This window comes from Paenibacillus sp. strain BS8-2 (assembly GCF_054483835.1).
Genome location: NZ_CM137010.1, coordinates 2,896,554 through 2,917,256 on the forward strand (window position 1 = coordinate 2,896,554; position 20,703 = coordinate 2,917,256).

A 20,703-nucleotide genomic window follows, 5' to 3' on the forward strand; every position below is an offset into this window, starting at 1 on the left:
TGTACCTGAAAAAATGCACGTTATTTATTGATTTGGCGACAGTCGCAGCTATCCATATTTCCGGTTCATCAAAGGATCGTTTATAATAGGAAAGATAAACTGAAAGGTGAGGTGGCAAAAGTGGCAGAACTTCAATCCAGCAGTTATGCTAAGGCTGCTTTCGCGGGCGGATGCTTCTGGTGTATGGTAACGCCGTTCGAGGAATTGCCCGGTATTGTATCCATCGTCTCCGGTTATATCGGCGGACACACCGTTAATCCGACATACGAAGAGGTCTGCTCGGAAACGACGGGCCACGCAGAGGCCGTGCTGATCACGTACGATCCGGCAGTTTTCCCTTATCGCAAGCTGCTCGACATCTTCTGGCAGCAAATCGATCCAACAGATGCGGGAGGGCAATTCCACGACCGCGGCGAATCATATCGTACAGGTATCTTCTATTATACAGATGAGCAGCGCCAAGAGGCGGAGCAATCGAAGGAAGAGCTGGCGCGCAGCGGACGTTTCGACAAGCCGATCGTGACGGAAATTACAAAGGCGGATGTGTTCTACGCCGCGGAGGATTACCATCAGGATTACCATAACAAAAATCCTTTCCGTTACAAGATGTATCGCAAAGGATCGGGTAGAGACGCCTTTATCTCGAATCATTGGTCTGCGAAGAAGGACCAGGAGGAATTGAAGCGGAAGCTGACTCCTATTCAATACAATGTAACGCAGCAGAATGGAACGGAACGTCCGTTCACGGGCGAATATTGGGATCATACCGAAGACGGCATCTACGTCGATATCGTATCTGGCGAGCCGTTGTTCAGCTCCAAGGATAAGTACGATGCGGGCTGCGGCTGGCCAAGCTTTACGAAGCCGCTTCAGAAGGCTTCGGTGACGGAGCATACGGACTCGAGCCACTTCATGGTTCGCGTCGAGGTGCGAAGCAAAGAGGGAGACTCGCATCTGGGCCATGTGTTCGATGATGGTCCGCAGCCGACTGGGTTGCGGTATTGCATCAACTCGGCTTCGCTTCGTTTTGTTCCGAAGGATAAGCTCGCAGAAGAAGGTTATAGCGAGTATGCAGGCTTGTTCGCGTAAATGGTTTACTAAGCATGGAACTTTTCGATTTGATTGAAGAAATAATTATGGGTTAAGGGGAGAATTGAATGATGAGCAACGAAGTGCCGGTAACAAAAGCGCCCGTCGAACGGGCAACGATGGATGTTCTTGAAGCAATCAGGTCGCGCCGTTCTATTGGCAGAGTGAAAAGTGATCCCGTGGATCGCGCTATTCTGGAGGAGCTCCTCGAAGCGGCAAGCTGGGCGCCGAATCACTTCAACACGCAGCCGTGGCGTTTTATCGTTATGACGGGTGATGGACGGAAGGCGCTTGGCGAAGGGTACGCCAATATCGCACAGGCGAACTGGCCTGCTGACTTAAGCGCTGAGGAAGTGGCGGAGAAGCGTGAGAAGGAAGTAGCTAAGGCTTACCGCTCGCCGGTTGTTATTGCGGCGGTATGTTCGCAGGCGGAAGATCCAAGATCGGTTCGCGCAGAGGAGCTGGCTGCATCGCAAGCGGCTGTCCAGAACCTGCTGCTTGCCGCGCAAGCACATGGTCTTGGCGCTATCTGGCGCTCTGGCGAACCGATGTTTAACCCGCTGATGCGCAGCGCGCTTGGGTTGACTGAGGGCAAAGAGGAGATTGTTGCACTGATTTTCCTCGGCTACCCCGACATGGCAGCGCCAATGCAGAAACGTGCGCCTATCTCCGAGAAAACAACTTGGCTGGAAGGCTAATTGAAGCAAGTATGAGTAACATTTAGCTCCAAAGCTCCGCTCCGTGCCTCCGCGTTAGGAGGCATGGAGCTTTTTGCTTTTTTCATGTTTGTGGTGGTAATAGCCCGATTAAATCGGCCTATTGGGATCGGCGGAGCCGTTAGAGAGCAAATAGCCCGATTAAATCGGCCTATTGGGGCCGGCGCAGCCGCAAGAGAGCAAATAGCCCGATTAAATCGGCCTATTGGAGTCGGCGGAGCCGCAAGAGAGCAAATAGCCCGATTAAATCGGCCTATTGGAGTCGGCGGAGCCGCGAGAGAGCAAATAGCCCGATTAAATCGGCCTATTGGGGCCGGCGGAGCCGCGAGAGCAAATAGCCCGATTAAATCGGCCTATTGGGATCGGCGGAGCCGCGAGAGAGCAAATAGCCCGATTAAATCGGCCTATTGGGGCCGGCGGAGCCGCAAGAGAGCAAATAGCCCGATTAAATCGGCCTATTGGGGCCGGCGGAGCCGCGAGAGAGCAAATAGCCCGATTAAATCGGGCTGTTGGAGTCGGCGGAGCCGCAAGAGAGCAAATAGCCCGATTAAATCGGACTATTGGAGGCGGCGCAGCCGCGCCCAATAGCCCGAGAAAAGAGACTGTCGATTAAACAGTCACCAGACTTGCCCTCAACTATCATTCTGTTAAATTTTTGCATTTCATGCCTTTCAACGTCCAACTTCGGTCAAGTCAGCCCGTTTTTCTGTTCCTTTTGCTGCCCTTAACCGTAAATCGGCCACAGTGAGCCAGGGCCTCGCTTACGTTGAAAACTAAGTGTAAGCGAACCCTGCGCGTGTTTCACGATTTGCTTCAGATTTGTCACCACGGCTACAAGCTTCGTGTCTATACGGCGCTTCTCCCGAGAACGTAATCGTGTTCTGCCTAGCCCATTGTGATTTTTCATTTCATTGCATTTCCGTTCAATGTTCGCGCGTTTTTGTAGCAGTGCCTTTCCCGCATCGGTTGCGTTAATTGCTCCTGCTTGCTTGAATTCTGCATAATAGTCACTGATGAAAATGGTTCTCCCGGTCCTTTTGCTCGTGGTACACTCCGATCTGATCGGACAGCTCTTGCATTGGGCTTTGCTGAATATATACTGTTTGCCTGCGTCTTCTCGCATATCGTTAATATAAGCATTTACTTGGCCTTGCGGGCAAGTGACCGACGCCGCATCGGGGTCGTAAAGGAATAAGTCGCTGGACATGAGCCCCTTCGTATTGACGCCAATGGATTTTAACGGCGACACAAGTTGAATGCCGTCTTTAGCCAACGTCTGACGGTGTACCCCGTATCCATACGCTGAATCGCCCAAGACGTACTCCGGTTTGACGTTATGCTCTTCCATCACAACGTTCAAGAGCTCCTGCAGACGGTCGCCATCGGGCTCATTGCCCGCAATCGGTTCCGCATGGAGCACGATGCCATTGGTTTCGGACATGACCACCTGCACCTTGTCGCCAAAGAACTGTAAGGTTTTGCTTTTGAAACCATTTCGCTTCTCTGGGTCGACTGCGCTGCCGATCCGGTCTTTCAGCCGCTTTTTACGCTCGATCTTCTTGAATGGGGTCTTGGGATCATTCGGATCTTCCGGGTACACATTCTCCATTAAAGTCTGGTACAGAATCGCTTGAAGCTCTAAAGAATCTACTCGGCGCTCCGGATGGGACCACGACCAGAAGAGGTTGCGGATCGCATCCTTTTCGAACCAGTGTAACAGTTCGTAAGCCATAAGAATCAATTGACTAAACGCAACACCGAGATCCTCCGCGGTCGCATCGGGAGGAAGCTTTGTGGTCAACGGACGCAAGTCAAGCTCCGTTTGGGCACGGTCAAACAAGTGCCGATATGCACGCTTCAGGTGGTTCAGCACGCGGACGAAGGCATGCTTGATGAGGCGATAAGAGGAGCGGTAAACGGCATTGCCCTGCGTGATAAAGGAATCCACAATCCAAATGTCCTTGTTATCGCCCCAAAGCCCTTTTTGCTTCGCTTGCGCGAGAATGTGATGGTGACAGGCATCGAATAAAGCAGAGCCGAGACGGTCGCGATCAAGCCCGATCGTACTGTGGTCGAACCCCATAAAGCTGACCGGAACGCCTAAAAATCGCTTAATGAAGAGATCGCCAATGACGCGCTCCTCCATCTCGCGATCCGAAAGGTTGTAATAGCGCTGGACAACGTGAAGTTTAAATTTGATGGACGGGGCATAGGGTCTAGGGCCGCGCGAGGAATACAGATGAGCACAAATGCGGTCTGCGAAGCTAAAGTCCACGAGATCCGCTACTTTGCTCCAAATGGGATGCTCAGGCAACACAGAATAAACCTCGATATCCGCAAATGAAAGCTGCTCAAACTGTTTAAACGCGACTGCCATGACAAATCTCTCCCCTCAGTATAAGTCTATTATACCACGAAATCGGGAGATATTCGGTGATTTATCGAGTAAAAAGGTTATTTTATATAGAATTTGACCATTTTTATTTATAGATTCTGGCGTGTAATATACTCCTTTTATAAAGGAAAATCCCCAGCGACTATCGAAGAAAGAAGCACCTGACGAAGAGCTTCAATCTAACCACCCACCACAGGAGGTTGAAGTCACATGGGGAAATCCCAACATATTCAAGGCTTAAAGGGAACAAAGTTCAGTCAACAACTGCGAGGTGTTAACCTGGAGCAAGTACTCATCGTAGCGATCGATGCGGCAAAGCTCCACCAAAAAGCACTCATATGCAATTATTTCGGCGACGTGATTGAGAAACCCTTCTTTTTTTCCGTCAGTCAATCCGGAATGAAACTCCTATACGACACGATTGAAAGAGCCATTCGAGACACGGAAGCCGTACGCTTGTTTCTTGGCATTGAAGCAACCGGCCACTACTACGAGGACATTGTCAGACAGATGACCATGCATGGGTACCACGTTCAAATTCTCAACGCCTACACGACCTCTGAAGAGCGTGCCAGCGCTCTTAGTTGGTGCAAAACCGATGACCTCGACCTCGTCGCCATTGCTCACGCCATTCGTAACAATAAAGCGACGGAGTATCGTTTAACGGAAGGCCTGCAAAGACAGTTGCGCGTCCTAACTCGTGCAAAGCGCTCAGAAATTCGCAAGCGTTCTAGCCTTCGTATGGAGATCCGAAACATCCTGGATATCGTCTGGCGAGAGTATCAAGGTTACGCCGAACACCAGAATGGAAGAGCTAAGAAAATAAAAGTGTTTAGCGACTTGTGGGGGAAAGCATCTCTCTACTTCATGGAGTACTACCCGCACCCCGCTCTCGTTTTGCAACTTGGTGAGATGGGGCTACGGAAGCTTTCCGTTCAGCACAACTTGAAGTTGCGTACGAACGCAATCGGCAAGCTGCTTCATGTGGCAAAGGAATCACTTGCCTCAGACGTGCAGACGCTCCGTCCCGAGCTCATGGTGCTACGTATGAAGCTACAGGACCTCCGCGCCTTCGATGCCAAAATCAATACGCTGGACAATGAGATTGAAAACCTGTTGCTTCAGACCGACGGTAGCTTACTCCTTACGGTTCCTGGACTCGGCGTATCCTTGGCGGCAGAGCTCTACGCGGAGATCGGTAATGTCTTGGATTATCAGCATGCCGGGCAACTCATCAAGAAGGCCGGTACCAATCCGATCGTCAAGCAGTCAGGCGGCGGCGCGGGCTCTTATCGCAAAATCTCCAAGCAGGGCAATACTCACTTACGCTATGTCACTTATCTAGCTGGGCGGAGCCTCTGCTTGCATAATGAGGACCTGAAGCCGTTTTACGAACGTCTCAGAAGCCGAGGCAAGCACGAACGCGCAACCTTTGTAGCAATGGGCAACAAGATGCTTAAGATCGCTTTTGCCATGTTACGCGATAAGCAGCCGTTCCATTCCTCCAAGCCAGCTTATCGGCTCGTGCAGGAAATCAACAAAAAGCTCGCCTTTAATTGCATGATCACATCAAGCGCTGCCTAGATACAAAGAAAAATGATGAAGTCGGTATGTCTGGGACCGAGGGAAGATCGGATCAAATTCTGGAGGCCCAGACCTCGTACTAAAGCGTTATCCACCTCGTCCTGTCAATGCGAATTGTACGTTAGAACAGCTATCTGCACTCAGCCAGATTGCATACAGGATTGAAACGAGGCTATTTCTTCAGATTCGAGACATACCGCTTTCGTCCACCGCTTTTCGTCAGTTGGTAACCCTATTTTTAAAATTCTACAGGTTAGGTGTGTTTGGGGTGCTCTAAAGTCCGTAAAAAGTAGTTGACATAGTACGCTTTAGAATTAATCGACAGTCTCTTAAATCGGACTATTGGAGGCGGCGGAGCCGCGAGAGAGCAAATAGCCCGATTAAATCGGCCTATTGGAGTCGGCGGAGCCACGAGAGAGCAAATAGCCCGATTAAATCGGCCTATTAGGGTCGGCGGAGCCGCGAGAGAGCAAATAGCCCGATTAAATCGGGCTGTTGGAGTCGGCAGAGCCGCAAGAGCATTAATAGCCCGATTAATCGGGCTATTATAGCCTGCGCAGCCGCGTGGCGCGCAAGGAGGCGCATGGGCGCTCCTCCTACAGCTAGTGCGCCTAGCGGATTTTCCATTTTTTTGTTTATCAATGGTGTGATTGAGGAGATATAATAAGTTCAATTATTTGTCTAGAGGTACAGCCAGAGCTACAATGACAACTACAGAGCTAAAGGAAGGAACAACAGGCATGTCCAAAGCAACACAGGTAACGATCATGATCCCGGGGATGTTATTGTTCGTGCTCGCGCTAGCTGCGCTGCCGCTCATGCTCACGACGGAGTTTGAAGGCGGGCCGATCCACTTCTCGTTCGGACAAGGCTGGGACGCGGCGGGGCACTATTTTGCAGGAATCGCGAATGGGGAAACGTTTCGTTTCTATATAGGTAAGAACGAGTTTTCGTTCTGGGAGAGAATCGGCGATTACTTCCGCAATTCGTTGATCTTCGTTACAGCTGGAGCGTTAATCGGTATGGTGATCGGAATGGCAGCCGGAGTCTGGTTCGTGTTCACAAAAGCCCCTTGGTTCAAAGCGCTGGTTGATCTCATTGCTTCGCTTCCGGACTTCGTGGTCGTGCTGCTGATGCAATTTGTGATCGTCATGATCGCCAAGGAAACCGGCGTCGTTTTATTTGAAGTGGCTACATTGACGCAAGATGACCCTGCTATCGTACTGCCGCTGATCTCGATGATTATTTTCCCGGCGAATTATGTGATATGGAGCGTGTCCATGCAATTGAAACTCACACTCACGGAAGATTACATCGGGAACGCCAAGGCGAAGGGTCTTTCGAGGAGGTACGTCATTTGGTACCATGCCCTGCCTAACGTGCTTCCATTCGTAAAAGGCGATCTACATAAATTGATGGGCATTATTATGGGTAATTTGTTTCTAGTCGAATATTTGTTCAATAATAACGGGATTACCATGCTGATATTCTCCAATGCATTTGACCACGGCTATCAGTATCATGTCGTCGTTAACGGTTTATTGGCACTGCTGGCGTTGTATGCGATCGGATACGGTGTTCTGCGGATATTCTTATACGGGTTAGGAAAGGTGTTCGTCCGATGAATAAAACGTTGCTTGCCGGCATTATGATAACGTCAATGATGGTATTGATCGCTATGATCGGACCGTTAATTGCTCCGTATGGGCCATATGATCAACTCAAAATCGAATATGTTCTGGACGAAAACGGCGAAGGCACCGTCATAGCTCCGCCGGCCCCGCCGGGGCAACAGTATCTGCTTGGTACTGATAAATCAGGTTATGATATGTTGACGAAGCTATTGCACGGAGCCAAATATACGATCTTCCTCTCGATAGGTATCGCATTCGCTCGTGTTGCCATCGGAGGGGGCATAGGGATGTTACTTGGTTTCTACAGCAAATCCGTGGCACAGCGTTCTACCGCCGCATCTCCTGGGAACCTGCTGAACGGCATACCGGTGTTTATTATTATCTGGTTAATGATGATAGGAATAACGATTAATCCGGTGTTTTCGCCGCTGTTGATGTCACTGCTCCTCGGAGCCGTGCTTACGATAGTCGGGGTGCCAGCCATAATGTCCACGGTGAAAGAGAAGACACTGGTTCTTCGCGAGCGTCAATTCGTCACAGCCTCTCAGTCGCTTGGAGCGGGTGGCGGAGGCATTATTCGCAAGCATCTGCTGCCTCATTTGAAGGAAAGCTTCCTTATTCTAATCGTACAAGAGATCATTCTCGTACTTACATTGTTCGGTCAGCTGGCGTTGTTCCAAATATTCGTTGGGGGTACGATCAAATATTACAGCCCTTCCGAATTCCATAGCCGGACGAACGAATGGGGCGGATTGATTGGTCAAGCGAGAGGGAATTTTCAAGTGTACGAATGGATCTTTTATTCGCCGCTAGTCGCTTACGTGCTGCTCATCGTCGGCTTCCATCTGCTGTCCAAGGGACTGGAGAAACGGTACAATCAATTGTATGCGAGGTTCCCTCATTTCTGAGTTGAAAAAAAAGGGGGGGCGGGGGCGGAATTCTGGCCCTCATTCCCCCACTCACTAGAGATACTTCCGTATCGTGAAGTTTTCGCCGAGCACGAACCAGTTCTGGGCGAACGCGACGCCGAGCACCCAGTAGCTGACACCGCGCAGCTTGAGCTTCTTCACGACATCGAATTTGGCTTGGATGCTGCGCGCGTCTTCGAACCAGACGACATGCTCCTTGCCCTGCTCGTCGAAATAGTTATAGAACGGCGATTGCGAGGCTTCATCATACTGAATGACGGCGCCGTATTGCGCGGCACGCTCTACTGCGGCTTGAGAGCTGACCGTAGGCGCCCATCGTCCTCCTGTTACATATGGCAACGTCCAGTCGTAGCCGTAGAGCGGAATGCCCATAATAATCTTGTTAGAAGGAATGACGCTCAGCGCATAGTTCAGAACCTTCATGACTTCGTTAAGCGGCGCAACGGCTCTCGGCGGACCGCCAGACCAGCCCCATTCGTACGTCATAAGGATAACGAAATCAAGAATGCGTCCTTGCGCCTCGTAGTCATGCGCTTCGTACAGCGTGCCTGCTTGAGCGGCCGATAACTTTGGAGCCAGAGCGGCGGACACCAAATATCCTAACGGACGAAGCGTATCGACCAGCCGCTTGAGGAATGCGTTGTACATCTCCTTGTCTGCAGGGGGCACATATTCGAAGTCGACGTTCAGCGCCTTATACCCTTTCTGCGCCATGACGGAAACGATGTTCATCATGAGCTGGTTCTGCGCGGCGGCATCCGTCACGACCGCATGGGCGATTTCTGGATTGAAATTATCACCCTCGAAATTCGTGATGACCATCATCGGAATTACTCGCTTCGAGTACGCGGTAGCGATCGCTGCCGTGTCATCGATGGGCTGCAGTGCGCCGGTCGATTGGACGCGATAGCTGAAGGGGCTAAGATAGGTCAAATAATCGCCGACCTGCTCCGTTAGCTCAGCGCCCCTCTGACCAAGCTTCTCGAGATAAGCGTTCACTTCGATAATGGGTTTCGCAGGTGTCGGAATCTGCAACAGTTGTCCGGGATAGATCAGTGCAGGATTTCGAATGCCGTTAGCGGCAGCAAGCTCCTGGATCGTTACGCCGTACATTTGGCTGATCTTCCACAGGGATTCGCCGACCAGCACTTTATGAACCGTTGGTTTTGGTTCCGTGGGTACAACGATGGCCTGACCGATGACGAGTACGCTTTGATCCGAAAGTCCGTTCGCAACAAACAGAGGCTCCAGAGGAACACCGTAGTCGTGCGCGATTTTCCATAGCGAGTCGCCCTTTTTTACCGTATGGATGTGCACAGATAAACCTCCTTCTCATACCCTTTGTTCTTGCCAATACGACCCAATACGCCTTATATCTAATTGTATTCACCCTTTGGCATGCCTAGAAGAAGGTAGGAAGAAATCGGCAATCCAAGAGTGCGAAGCGTCATCGTTCACATCGGAAACGAACAAATTGGACGAAAAAACGAACTTTTGCAATTGGATTTCTAGTAATGTTCGTATTTCATTGACAGTCGTGGAGCGATTGTTTAAACTAGAATAGGCTTGGGATGTCAGGTTGTCCTAAGCGAGCAATACTCGTATATATTCGGGATTGGCCCGAATGTTTCTACCCGGGAACCATATTTTCTGGACTACGAGCTAGATGAATCAATAATGAGGTAAATGATAACGAATGATATACATCCATTGCCCAGTCAGAAGAGTCAAATGACAGGTTGCTTCCTTTAGGGGCAGCCTTGTGCTGTCTTACGGATGATGGTATGTTTTCGTCTTTGCCAGGATTCATCGAAAGGAAATGAAGTGCCGCTTAGGGACTCGTTTCGGCTATGGTCCTTAGGCAGATCCGATATAGATCGCTAAAGGGCTTTTTTCTATTTATATTCCAAATTGATAATACGAAAGTAGGTTTGGGCAAATGTCTGCTAAGGTTGGCGTCATCATGGGCAGCAAGTCGGATTGGGACACGATGAAGCTTGCGTGCGATATTCTTGAGGAGCTTGATATCGCATACGAGAAGAAGGTCGTATCGGCGCACCGCACGCCGGATTTAATGTTCGAATACGCGGAGAATGCTGCGGAGCGAGGTCTTAAGGTTATTATCGCGGGAGCAGGCGGCGCTGCGCATCTGCCCGGTATGGTCGCGTCCAAGACGACTCTGCCGGTTATTGGCGTTCCTGTTAAATCGTCAAATTTGAGCGGACTTGATTCGCTGCTCTCCATCGTACAGATGCCGGGAGGCATCCCTGTAGCTACCGTGGCGATCGGCAATGCGGGCGGTACCAATGCCGGTCTGCTGGCTGCCCAAATTCTCGGAGCCTTCGAACCCGAAATCGCCGCGCGCGTGCAAGCAAGACGTGATCGTGTGAAGCAAGAAGTGCTGGAAAGCAGCGACACATTATGATGAAGAGCCTATCGGGATCGGACAACGTGAAGACGATTGTGCCAGGCAGCACGATTGGCATTCTTGGAGGCGGTCAACTGGGGCGCATGCTGGCGAATGCCGGCAGCGCGATGGGCTATCGATTTGTCGCGCTGGATCCGACCCCGGACTCGCCTATGGGACAAGTATCCAGGCAGATCGTGGCGGCTTACGATGACATGAACGCGGCTCTAGAGCTCGCGGACGCATCGGACGTCATCACGTACGAGTTCGAGAACGTCGATGCCAACATCGCAGCCAAGCTGATGGAGCAGTCATATGTCCCACAAGGGAGCGAGCTGCTGTATACGACCCAGCACCGTCTTCGCGAGAAACGTGCCATCGAAGCAGCAGGCGTACGCGTTGCGCCATACCGCGAGATTCGCAGCGAGGACGAGCTTCATGAGGGAGTTGCGGCGTTTGGCACTCCATGCGTGCTGAAGACGGTAACTGGCGGTTATGACGGCAAAGGCCAATGGGTGATCCGCGATGCTGCTGAAGTTCCGGAAGCTTACGAAACGTTATCGCGGGCGGGCACTCAGCTCGTGCTGGAGCAATTCATCAAATTTAAGCAAGAAATTTCGGTCATTGCGGCAAGAAGCTCCAAAGGGGAAATAAAAGTCTTCCCACCTGCGGAAAATATTCATGTCGATAATATATTGCATCTATCTATCGTTCCTGCCCGCACCTCGGAGGAAGTCATTCGCGAAGCGGAGTCATTGGCTCTGCAGATCGCAGAAGGGCTTAAAGTGGTTGGACTCATCGCGGTAGAGATGTTCGTGACGGAGGATGGCGGTCTCTACGTGAACGAGCTGGCACCGCGTCCGCACAACAGCGGTCATTACACGATGGAGGCTTGCCGCACATCACAATTCGAGCAGCATGTAAGAGCGATCTGCGGACTGCCGCTAGGCGACGTAACGCTGATGAGCCCTGTGGTTATGGTTAACGTGCTGGGACAACATGTGGAGCCGGTGCTGGCAAGAATGACGGAGAGCGACGACGCCGCGTCAATAGGCGGCGTGGCGCCAAAGCTGCATTTGTACGGAAAAAGCGATGCTGTGTTTAAACGGAAAATGGGACATGTGAATGTGCTTGCGCCAAATGTGGATGCTGCACTTGCATGGATCGAAGAAACTAAGATTTGGAAGGTGTGAGGCCATCATGTTAGAACGTTATAGCAGACCCGAAATGAGAGCCATCTGGACGGAGGAAAACAAATTCAAGGCTTGGCTGGAAGTCGAGCTTTGCGCTTGCGAAGCTTGGTCCGAGCTTGGCATTATTCCGAAGGAAGACGTGGAGGCGCTGCGTGCGTCTGCCAGCTTCGATATTGATCGGATCTACGAAATCGAGCTTGAAACACGCCATGACGTTATCGCGTTCACACGCGCAGTATCCGAGACGGTTGGACCAGAGCGCAAATGGGTTCACTACGGTTTGACTTCGACGGATGTTGTGGATACGGCAACGGGTTACCTGCTCCGCCAGGCTAACGAGATCCTGTTCAAGGATATCGAAAGATTCATCGGCATCCTGCGCGAGAAGGCGATTCAATATAAAGATACGCCGATGATGGGACGTACGCATGGCGTTCATGCTGAACCAACGACGTTTGGTCTTAAGATGGCGCTGTGGTACGAAGAGATGAAACGGAATCTGGAGCGGTTCCAACATGCGGCAAACGGCGTGCAATTCGGCAAAATGTCCGGCGCTGTAGGTACTTACGCTAACATCGATCCGTTCGTAGAGCAATTCGTTTGCGAGAAGCTGGGCATTACAGCGGCGCCAATCTCGACACAAACGCTGCAACGTGACCGCCATGCGGAATACATGGGCGTTATTGCTTTGATCGCAACGTCGCTGGACAAGTTCGCGACTGAAATTCGCGCGCTTCAGAAGAGTGAATTCCGCGAAGTTGAAGAACCGTTCGCCAAAGGTCAGAAGGGCTCGTCGGCGATGCCGCACAAACGTAACCCGATCGGCTGCGAGAACATGTCCGGTCTCTCCCGCGTCATTCGCGGACATATGCTGACGGCTTACGAGAATGTGCCGCTCTGGCATGAGCGCGATATCAGCCATTCGTCGGCAGAACGTGTAATCCTTCCGGATTCGACGATGCTGCTTAACTATATGCTGAACCGTCTCGGCAACATTATTCAGAACTTGACGGTATTCCCTGACAATATGAAACGCAACATGAGCGCGACATACGGCGTACCGTTCTCCGGTCGTGTTATGACGAAGCTGATCGACAAAGGCTTCAGCCGCGAGCAAGCGTACGATACGGTGCAACCGCGCGCCATGCAGGCTTGGGAAGAGCAACGCCAGTTCCGCTCCATCGTGGAAGAAACGGCTGAAATCAAAGAAGCTCTTACAACGGAAGAGATCGACGATTGCTTCAACCCGGCTTGGCATCTGAAGCATGTGGACACGATTTTCGCAAGATTGGGCTTGAACTAAGGGACGAGGGGATGACTGGAATGAGCGCAAAGCCGCAGGCATTATCTACGGCGATTGATTACGTTAAGGCTCCGCTGGTATACAAAGGCAAGGTGCGCGAGCTGTACGATCTGGGAGAACACTTCCTGATTGTTGTGACCGACCGCATCTCGGCGTTCGACTATGTGCTGGACCCGGCTGTGCCGGATAAGGGCAATGTGCTGAACCGATTGTCAGCCTTCTGGTTTGAAGTGACGAAGGAGCTGCAAGTGAACCACGTCGTGCATACCGACGTAGCGTTGCTGGGCGATATCATCACTGAGCCGGAGCTGCTTAAGAATCGCATTATGGTAACACGCAAAGCAGAGCGTATCGACATCGAATGTGTCGTGCGCGGCTACATTACGGGCGGTGGCTGGAGACAGTACACGAGCACAGGCGAGATCAACGGCATCAAGCTGCCTGAGGGCATGCGCAAAAACGAGCATTTCGCAGAACCGATCTTCACACCGGCTGCCAAAAACGATGTTGGCCATGACGAAGATATCCCGTTCGAGCGGATGGCGGAACTGGTGGGCGCCGAGCTTGCCGAGGAGCTACGTGATCGTAGCCTTGCGCTTTATCGCTTCGCTCATGAGTATTGCCAAGAACGCGGCATTATCCTCGCCGACTGCAAATTCGAATTCGGATTGATCGACGGCAAGGTAATCCTCATCGACGAAATCTTTACGCCGGACTCGTCGCGATTCTGGTCAGAAGGCAGTTACGCCTACGACGTTGAGATCGACAGTATGGACAAGGAGCCGGTTCGCACATACCTGCTGGGCTCCGACTGGGACCGCGACAGCATGCCGGACCCATTGCCAGAGGTCGTCGTAGCGGCGACAACGGCTCGATATCGCGAGATTTACCACCGCTTGACGGGACAAGAGCTTTCCTAGAAGGCTTGAAACAAGCAACAAACCGCAGGATAAGCGATAAACACAAAAAAGTGAGATCATAGATGTACCATTACAACCACACATTCAGGAGGCTATTATGAAGGCAACCGTCTACGTTACGATTAAGGAAAACGTTCTGGATCCGCAAGGAACAGCTGTGCAAGGAGCGCTTCACTCGATGGGATTCGCAGAAGTTGGAAAGGTGCGCATCGGCAAATATCTCGAGGTGGAGCTTGACACAAACGATCGCGCGGAAGCGGAAGCCCGCCTCAAAGTGATGTGCGAGAAGCTGCTTGCGAATACGGTTGTCGAAGACTACCGCTTTGAGCTGGAGGGTTAATGGGATGAAATTTGCAGTTCTTGTATTCCCCGGTTCTAACTGCGATATTGACTGCTACAAGGCGGTAGAAGCGATCGGCGAGGAAGTCGATTACGTATGGCATACCGCTACGGATCTGTCCGCTTACGATGCGATTCTTGTTCCAGGCGGTTTCTCTTATGGCGATTACCTGCGTTGCGGTGCAATTGCACAATTCGCTAATGTAATGAACGAAGTAAAGAAGGCAGCCGAACAGGGCAAATATATTCTTGGCATCTGCAACGGTTTCCAAATTCTTACGGAAGCAAATCTACTGCCTGGCGCGCTTATCCGCAACACGGGTCTGAAATTCCGTTGCCACGGAACGCCGCTTGAAGTCGTTAATGCGACGACTGCGTTCACGAATCAATACACGCAAGGCGATATTATCGATATTCCGATCGCTCATGGCGAAGGCAACTACTTCTGCGATGAAGAGACGCTTGCAGAGCTGCAGAATAATAACCAAATCGTGTTCCGCTACGCGGGTGACACGAACCCGAACGGCTCCGTAGACAACATTGCGGGCATCAGCAACAAAGCCGGCAACGTAGTTGGCATGATGCCCCATCCGGAGCGTGCAATTAGCCAAATTCTTGGCTCGGAAGACGGACTTAAGATGTTTACATCGATTTTGAATGCATGGAGGGAACAACATGGCGCAGCAATTAACAGCTAAGGAGCCGACAGCGGAGCAAATCGCGGATCAGCGCATTTACACGCAATTCGGTGTTACAGATCATGAATACGAACTGATTTGCGGATTCCTCGGCCGCAAGCCTAACTACACGGAGATCGGCGTATTCAGCGTCATGTGGTCGGAGCACTGCTCCTACAAAAACTCCAAGCCCATCCTGCGCAAATTCCCGATTACGGGACCTCGCGTTCTGATGGGACCGGGCGAAGGCGCGGGTATCGTTGATATCGGCGACAACCAAGCCGTCGTGTTCAAGATCGAGTCGCATAACCATCCATCCGCGGTCGAGCCATTCCAAGGCGCGGCAACGGGCGTTGGCGGCATTCTTCGCGATATTTTCTCTATGGGCGCGCGTCCTGTTGCCATACTAAACAGCTTGCGATTTGGCAACTTAAACAATGAGCGGGTAAAATACTTGTTCGAGAACGTCGTTAGCGGCATCGCCGGCTACGGCAACTGTATCGGTGTCCCAACGGTTGGCGGCGAAGTGATGTTCGACGAGAGCTACGAAGGCAATCCGCTCGTTAACGCGATGTGTGTCGGTCTGATCGATCATGACAAGATCCAGCGCGGTGTCGCGAAAGGTGTAGGCAACCCGGTATTCTACGTTGGTCCTGCAACAGGACGCGACGGCATCCACGGCGCGACGTTCGCATCGGTAGAGCTGTCCGAGGAATCGGAGGAGAAACGTACAGCGGTTCAAGTCGGCGATCCGTTCATGGAGAAGCTGGTCATGGAAGCGACGCTAGAGCTAATCGACTCCGGCATCGTCCTCGGCATCCAGGACATGGGCGCGGCGGGCCTCACTTGCTCCAGCGCGGAGATGGCGTCCAAAGCGGGCAACGGCCTTGAGCTGTACCTCGACGAAGTGCCGCAGCGCGAAACGGGCATGACGCCATACGAGATGATGTTATCGGAGTCGCAAGAGCGCATGTTGTTCGTCGTTGAACCGCAGCATGAAGCGCAAGCGAAAGAAATCTTTGACCGTTGGGGCATTATTTGCGCCAAAGTGGGCAAAGTGACGGATGACGGACGTCTCCGCTTGTTCCACCAAGGTCAAGAAGTAGCCGATATGCCGGTAAAAGCGCTGGTAGATGAGTGTCCGGTATACAACAAACCATCCAGCGAGCCTGCATCGTTCCGCGATAGCGCATCGATCGATACAGCAGCATTTGAAGAAATTACGGATCTGAACGGCGCGCTTGAGAAAGTGTTGGCATCCCCTACGGTTGCGAGCAAAGAGTGGGTCTACAATCAATATGATTATATGGTTCGTACGGCTACGGCTGTTCGTCCTGGATCAGACGCGGCAGTTGTGCTGGTTGACGGTACTCGCAAGGCGTTAGCAATGACAACAGACTGCAACGGACGTTATGTATTCCTAGACCCAGAGATGGGCGGACGTATCGCGGTTGCAGAAGCAGCGCGTAACATCGTCTGCTCCGGCGCAGAGCCGCTTGCGATTACGGATAACCTGAACTTCGGCAGCCCGGAGAAACCAGAGGTGTTCTGGCAGCTGGAGAAATCGGCTGACGGTATGTCCGAAGCTTGTGTGAAGCTGGATACGCCAGTCATCGGCGGTAACGTAAGCTTGTACAACGAGAATGCCAAAGGCGCAATCTACCCAACACCGGTCATCGGTATGGTAGGTCTTGTTCACGACATCGACCACATTACAACACAAGGCTTTAAGTCCGAAGGCGACGTTATTGTACTGATCGGGGAGACGAAAGCAGAGTTTGGCGGCAGCGAGCTGCAATATGTCCTGAACGGTGCGCCATCCGGACGCCCTCCAGTTATCGATCTCGATGTGGAGAAAAACGTGCAAAAGGCTGTACTAAGCGCGATTCAGCAAGGCCTTGTCGCATCGGCACATGACCTGTCCGAAGGCGGCATTGCGGGCGCGTTGGCAGAATCCTGCATCAGCGGCGGCGTTGGCGCAGAAGTATCGCTTAATAGCGATCTTCGTCCAGACCACTTGCTGTTCAGCGAATCGCAATCGCGTATTCTATTGTCGGCCAAGTCGGAACAAGCAGCGGCGTTAACCGCTCTTCTGAGCGAGCAAGGCGTTAAGCACGAAGTCATCGGTACAGTCAAAGGTAGCAGCCTGACCATCAACGTAAATGGCAACTCCGGCATTGCGGCGCCGGTACAACAACTGGAGAAGGTTTGGAAGGATGCGATTCCATGTCTCATGAAGTAATCGACCGCCCTGCGCAGAATCAGAAGCGCACCATGCTCGGCGGACTTGCGCAAGACGGCCTTGAGTTAGACGGCCATTTGCTATGGACCGGCGATCATTATAACGAGGGCATCGGCAGGGACGATATTTTCGATAAGCTGAGAGAAGAATGCGGCGTATTCGGGGTGTTCGGTCACCCTGATGCCGCCGGCCTGTCTTATTATGGTCTACATGCGCTTCAGCATCGCGGCGAAGAAAGCTCCGGAATTTGTACAGTAGATCCGGATCGAGGCAATGCGTTTAATTACCATCGCGGCATGGGTCTTGTTAAGGAAGTCTTCGACAAGGATAAGCTGGAGATGCTGAAGGGCGACCGCTCCATCGGTCACGTTCGTTATTCGACTTCGGGTGCAAGCCAGCTTGGCAACGCTCAACCGCTGATCTTCCGCTATCGTGACGGCGATCTCGGTGTGGCGACCAACGGGAATATTGTCAACGCGCCAGAGATACGCCGCGAGCTTGAGCTTAGCGGCTCCATCTTCCAGACATCCAGCGATACTGAAGTTATTGCCCACTTGATCGCACGTTCGACCAAGGATTTCGAGACCGCAGCCAAAGAAGCGCTGCAGCGCATCGTCGGCGGCTTCGCGTTCCTGATTATGACGAACGACAAGCTGATTGTCGCTTCGGATCCCAACGGACTGCGTCCGCTGGCGATGGCTCGTCTGGGCGAGGCCTATGTGTTCTCTTCCGAGACATGCGGATTCGAGACCATCGGCGCAGAGTATGTTCGTGACGTTCAGCCTGGCGAGATGTTGATTCTGGACAAGGACGGCATGCGCACGGATCGTTACGCCAAGATCGAGCGCCGGGCAACTTGCGCAATGGAATATATTTATTTTGCTAGACCGGACAGTGACATCAATGGCATTAACATTCACTCCGCACGTAAGCGTATGGGACGTCAGCTTGCTATAGAATCGTTTGTCGATGCCGATATCGTAACAGGAGTACCGGACTCCAGTATTTCGGCAGCGATCGGATTTGCAGAGCAGACAGGTATTCCATACGAGCTTGGACTGATCAAGAATAAGTATACCGGTCGGACGTTCATTCAACCTTCGCAGGAGCTTCGCGAGAAGGGCGTTAAGATGAAGCTGTCAGCAGTTCGCAAAGTAGTTGAAGGCAAACGTGTCGTGATGATCGACGATTCGATCGTTCGAGGCACGACATCCCGCCGAATTGTAAACTTGCTGCGCGAAGCCGGAGCTTTGGAGGTGCATGTACGCATTACATCGCCGCCGTTCAAGAATCCTTGTTATTATGGCATCGATACACCGGATCGCAATGAGTTGATTGCTTCGTTCCGTACGGTAGAAGAGATTCGCAAGGAAATCAACGCAGATTCGTTGTCCTTCCTAAGCGACGGAGGATTTGTTGATTCCGTAGGCGGCAACGATGGCGCGTATAACCGCGGCATGTGTCTTGCTTGCTTCGATAACGACTATCCGACTCCGGTCAACGAAGAGTCGGACAAAAGCTGCAGCTGCTAGAGGCAACGAATTATTTTTGAGATGAATGAAGGAGTGGGACCTTTTGTCAGAAGCATATAAGAAGGCTGGAGTCGACATCGCCGCAGGCAACGAAGCTGTTGAGCGTATGAAGAAACACGTGAAGCGCACTTATCGTCCGGAGGTTATGGCGGAGCTAGGCGGCTTCGGCGGTTTGTTCGGTCTTGATAAAGACAAATACGAGGAGCCAGTACTCGTATCCGGCACGGACGGTGTAGGCACGAAGCTTAAGCTGGCGTTCGCCATGGACAAACATGATACAATCGGGATCGATGCGGTTGCCATGTGTGTGAACGATATTATCGTTCAAGGCGCTGAGCCGCTGTTCTTCCTTGACTACCTTGCTTGTGGCAAAGTCGTGCCTGAGAAGATCGAAGCGATCGTCAAAGGGATCTCCGAAGGCTGCGTTCAGTCCGGCTGTGCGCTGATCGGCGGCGAGACTGCCGAGATGCCTGGCATGTACTCCAAAGAAGAATATGATATTGCCGGCTTTACGGTTGGCATCGTAGATAAAAAGAAAATGATCGACGGCTCCACAATCGCGCCAGGCGATGCGGTTCTGGGCTTCGCGTCCAGCGGCATTCACAGCAACGGCTTCTCGCTTGTACGCCGTCTCTTGCTCGAAGAAGCAGGTTATACGTTAGATCAACAGCTGGATGAACTTGGCGGCGCTAAGCTGGGCGATGTGCTTCTTGAGCCAACGCGCATCTATGTGAAGCAAGCTCTTAAGCTGATCGAGGAAGTACAAGTCAAAGGTATGGCGCATATTACAGGCGGCGGCTTTATCGAGAACATCCCGCGTGTATTGCCTGACGGCGTTAACGTTGATATCGCATACGGCTCTTGGCCGATCCTGCCGATCTTCGGTCTGATGCAGAACAAAGGCGAGATCACGAACCGCGATATGTTCACAACATTTAACATGGGAATCGGTCTGGTTATCGTCGTTCCTGCTGATCAAGCGGAGAAGGCGATCCGTGTTTCCGAAGAGCTGGGCGAGAAAGCTTACCGCATTGGTACAGTTACGGAAGGCAGCCGTATCGTTACGTTCACGGGAGCCGAAGTATAATGGCGCCGCTGCGCATCGCGGTATTCGCTTCGGGTCAAGGGACGAACTTCCAGGCGATTGCGGATGCGGTGCGGGAGGGGAAGCTCGATGTATCCATCGAGCTTCTTGTTTGTGACAAGCCGTCTGCGCCTGTAGTCGAACGTGCAAGTCGTGCGGGCGTAGACGCCTTCGTATTCAAACCCAAGGATTACCCGAACCGAGAAGCATACGAAACAGAGATTGTAGCCGAGCTCTCGAAACGAGGAGTCGAGCTGATCGTGCTAGCAGGTTATATGCGAATTCTTACTGCGACGATTGTCGATCCTTATTATGGACGTATGATCAACGTTCATCCATCGCTGCTGCCGGCGTTTCCTGGTGTCAATGCAATGGGACAAGCGCTGGATTATGGCGTGAAGCTGACCGGCGTTACGGTTCATTATGTAGATGGTGGTCTCGATAGCGGACCAATCATCGCGCAGGAAATCGTACCGATTCTGGAAGGCGAGCATATCGAGTCGCTCTCCGAGAGGGTTCAAGTCGTGGAGAGAGAGCTTTATCCGAAAGTAATCGGTGATATTGCTGCCGGACGAGTCAAGCTCGAAGGCAGACATGTGACCGTTATACAAGCATAGAAGGACTTATCCCATCACTTAGACAAACCTAAGCCAAAAGTT

General features: G+C 52.0%; 17 protein-coding genes and 1 riboswitch. Of the genes, 15 read left to right on the forward strand and 2 right to left on the reverse strand.

The window, feature by feature from the left end; all coding sequences use genetic code 11:
• Positions 1-120 precede the first annotated feature (120 nt).
• Both msrB and ACX1C1_RS12545 read left to right on the forward strand, forming a co-directional pair.
• Positions 121-1,089 carry a peptide-methionine (R)-S-oxide reductase MsrB gene (gene msrB, locus ACX1C1_RS12540; RefSeq protein WP_458957406.1) on the forward strand — a complete coding sequence of 323 codons (969 nt, stop codon included), beginning with the start codon at positions 121-123 and terminating at the stop codon, positions 1,087-1,089.
• Between the two features lie 68 nt (positions 1,090-1,157).
• On the forward strand, positions 1,158-1,787 hold the full coding sequence (locus ACX1C1_RS12545) for a nitroreductase family protein (protein ID WP_458957407.1): 630 nt from the start codon (positions 1,158-1,160) through the stop codon (positions 1,785-1,787).
• A gap of 742 nt (positions 1,788-2,529) precedes the next feature.
• On the opposite strand, the gene ACX1C1_RS12550 is transcribed toward ACX1C1_RS12545, so the two are convergent.
• A complete protein-coding gene (locus ACX1C1_RS12550) occupies positions 2,530-4,182 on the reverse strand; it encodes a transposase (RefSeq protein ID WP_458957408.1) in 1,653 nt (550 codons plus the stop codon).
• A gap of 228 nt (positions 4,183-4,410) precedes the next feature.
• Here ACX1C1_RS12550 and ACX1C1_RS12555 point away from each other — a divergent pair, with 228 nt between their 5' ends.
• From ACX1C1_RS12555 to ACX1C1_RS12565, 3 genes are all read left to right on the forward strand, one after another.
• Positions 4,411-5,784, forward strand: coding sequence for an IS110 family RNA-guided transposase (locus ACX1C1_RS12555; RefSeq protein WP_458952756.1), 1,374 nt, complete (start codon positions 4,411-4,413; stop codon positions 5,782-5,784).
• 740 nt (positions 5,785-6,524) lie between these two features.
• A complete protein-coding gene (locus ACX1C1_RS12560) occupies positions 6,525-7,409 on the forward strand; it encodes an ABC transporter permease subunit (protein ID WP_458957409.1) in 885 nt (294 codons plus the stop codon).
• Positions 7,406-8,326 carry an ABC transporter permease gene (locus tag ACX1C1_RS12565; RefSeq protein WP_458957410.1) on the forward strand — a complete coding sequence of 307 codons (921 nt, stop codon included), beginning with the start codon at positions 7,406-7,408 and terminating at the stop codon, positions 8,324-8,326. Before ACX1C1_RS12560 ends, ACX1C1_RS12565 begins: the two co-directional genes overlap by 4 nt.
• Before the next feature lie 54 nt (positions 8,327-8,380).
• Here ACX1C1_RS12565 and ACX1C1_RS12570 read toward each other — a convergent pair whose 3' ends face one another.
• On the reverse strand, positions 8,381-9,664 hold the full coding sequence (locus ACX1C1_RS12570) for a LysM peptidoglycan-binding domain-containing protein (protein WP_458957411.1): 1,284 nt from the start codon (positions 9,662-9,664) through the stop codon (positions 8,381-8,383).
• A gap of 262 nt (positions 9,665-9,926) precedes the next feature.
• Positions 9,927-10,025, forward strand: a riboswitch (purine riboswitch).
• Between the two features lie 261 nt (positions 10,026-10,286).
• Here ACX1C1_RS12570 and purE point away from each other — a divergent pair.
• From purE to purN, 10 genes are all read left to right on the forward strand, one after another.
• Positions 10,287-10,772, forward strand: a complete 486-nt coding sequence (gene purE, locus ACX1C1_RS12575; RefSeq protein WP_458957412.1) for a 5-(carboxyamino)imidazole ribonucleotide mutase — start codon at positions 10,287-10,289, stop codon at positions 10,770-10,772.
• Positions 10,769-11,947 carry a 5-(carboxyamino)imidazole ribonucleotide synthase gene (purK, locus tag ACX1C1_RS12580; RefSeq protein ID WP_458957413.1) on the forward strand — a complete coding sequence of 393 codons (1,179 nt, stop codon included), beginning with the start codon at positions 10,769-10,771 and terminating at the stop codon, positions 11,945-11,947. Before purE ends, purK begins: the two co-directional genes overlap by 4 nt.
• A 7-nt stretch (positions 11,948-11,954) precedes the next feature.
• Positions 11,955-13,250 (forward strand): adenylosuccinate lyase, encoded by a 1,296-nt coding sequence (gene purB / locus ACX1C1_RS12585; protein ID WP_458957414.1) that lies wholly within the window; start codon positions 11,955-11,957, stop codon positions 13,248-13,250.
• 20 nt (positions 13,251-13,270) lie between these two features.
• Positions 13,271-14,170, forward strand: coding sequence for a phosphoribosylaminoimidazolesuccinocarboxamide synthase (locus ACX1C1_RS12590; protein ID WP_458957415.1), 900 nt, complete (start codon positions 13,271-13,273; stop codon positions 14,168-14,170).
• Between the two features lie 94 nt (positions 14,171-14,264).
• Entirely contained in the window at positions 14,265-14,510 is a 246-nt protein-coding gene (gene purS / locus ACX1C1_RS12595; RefSeq protein ID WP_179215887.1) for a phosphoribosylformylglycinamidine synthase subunit PurS, read from the forward strand.
• A gap of 4 nt (positions 14,511-14,514) precedes the next feature.
• The gene (purQ, locus tag ACX1C1_RS12600; RefSeq protein WP_458957416.1) at positions 14,515-15,207 is read left to right on the forward strand and encodes a phosphoribosylformylglycinamidine synthase subunit PurQ; all 693 of its coding nucleotides are present in this window, start codon (positions 14,515-14,517) and stop codon (positions 15,205-15,207) included.
• On the forward strand, positions 15,185-17,428 hold the full coding sequence (gene purL / locus ACX1C1_RS12605; protein WP_458957417.1) for a phosphoribosylformylglycinamidine synthase subunit PurL: 2,244 nt from the start codon (positions 15,185-15,187) through the stop codon (positions 17,426-17,428). The genes purQ and purL overlap by 23 nt, the downstream gene beginning before the upstream one ends.
• A gap of 32 nt (positions 17,429-17,460) precedes the next feature.
• Complete coding sequence (gene purF, locus ACX1C1_RS12610; RefSeq protein ID WP_458957671.1) at positions 17,461-18,960, forward strand: amidophosphoribosyltransferase; 1,500 nt, start codon at positions 17,461-17,463, stop codon at positions 18,958-18,960.
• A gap of 43 nt (positions 18,961-19,003) precedes the next feature.
• Positions 19,004-20,047: a phosphoribosylformylglycinamidine cyclo-ligase gene (gene purM / locus ACX1C1_RS12615; RefSeq protein ID WP_458957418.1), complete on the forward strand. Its 1,044-nt coding sequence runs from the start codon at positions 19,004-19,006 to the stop codon at positions 20,045-20,047.
• Positions 20,047-20,661, forward strand: a complete 615-nt coding sequence (gene purN, locus ACX1C1_RS12620; protein ID WP_458957419.1) for a phosphoribosylglycinamide formyltransferase — start codon at positions 20,047-20,049, stop codon at positions 20,659-20,661. The genes purM and purN overlap by 1 nt, the downstream gene beginning before the upstream one ends.
• Positions 20,662-20,703: the final 42 nt, after the last annotated feature.

Coding starts and splice junctions, on each gene's coding strand:
- ACX1C1_RS12545 (WP_458957407.1), top strand. CDS start 1,158: ATGATGAGCAACGAAGTGCCGGTAACAAAAGCGCCCGTCGAACGGGCA.
- ACX1C1_RS12550 (WP_458957408.1), bottom strand. CDS start 4,182: ATGGCAGTCGCGTTTAAACAGTTTGAGCAGCTTTCATTTGCGGATATC.
- ACX1C1_RS12555 (WP_458952756.1), top strand. CDS start 4,411: ATGGGGAAATCCCAACATATTCAAGGCTTAAAGGGAACAAAGTTCAGT.
- ACX1C1_RS12560 (WP_458957409.1), top strand. CDS start 6,525: ATGTCCAAAGCAACACAGGTAACGATCATGATCCCGGGGATGTTATTG.
- ACX1C1_RS12565 (WP_458957410.1), top strand. CDS start 7,406: ATGAATAAAACGTTGCTTGCCGGCATTATGATAACGTCAATGATGGTA.
- purE (WP_458957412.1), top strand. CDS start 10,287: ATGTCTGCTAAGGTTGGCGTCATCATGGGCAGCAAGTCGGATTGGGAC.
- purK (WP_458957413.1), top strand. CDS start 10,769: ATGATGAAGAGCCTATCGGGATCGGACAACGTGAAGACGATTGTGCCA.
- purB (WP_458957414.1), top strand. CDS start 11,955: ATGTTAGAACGTTATAGCAGACCCGAAATGAGAGCCATCTGGACGGAG.
- ACX1C1_RS12590 (WP_458957415.1), top strand. CDS start 13,271: ATGAGCGCAAAGCCGCAGGCATTATCTACGGCGATTGATTACGTTAAG.
- purQ (WP_458957416.1), top strand. CDS start 14,515: ATGAAATTTGCAGTTCTTGTATTCCCCGGTTCTAACTGCGATATTGAC.
- purL (WP_458957417.1), top strand. CDS start 15,185: ATGGCGCAGCAATTAACAGCTAAGGAGCCGACAGCGGAGCAAATCGCG.
- purF (WP_458957671.1), top strand. CDS start 17,461: ATGCTCGGCGGACTTGCGCAAGACGGCCTTGAGTTAGACGGCCATTTG.
- purN (WP_458957419.1), top strand. CDS start 20,047: ATGGCGCCGCTGCGCATCGCGGTATTCGCTTCGGGTCAAGGGACGAAC.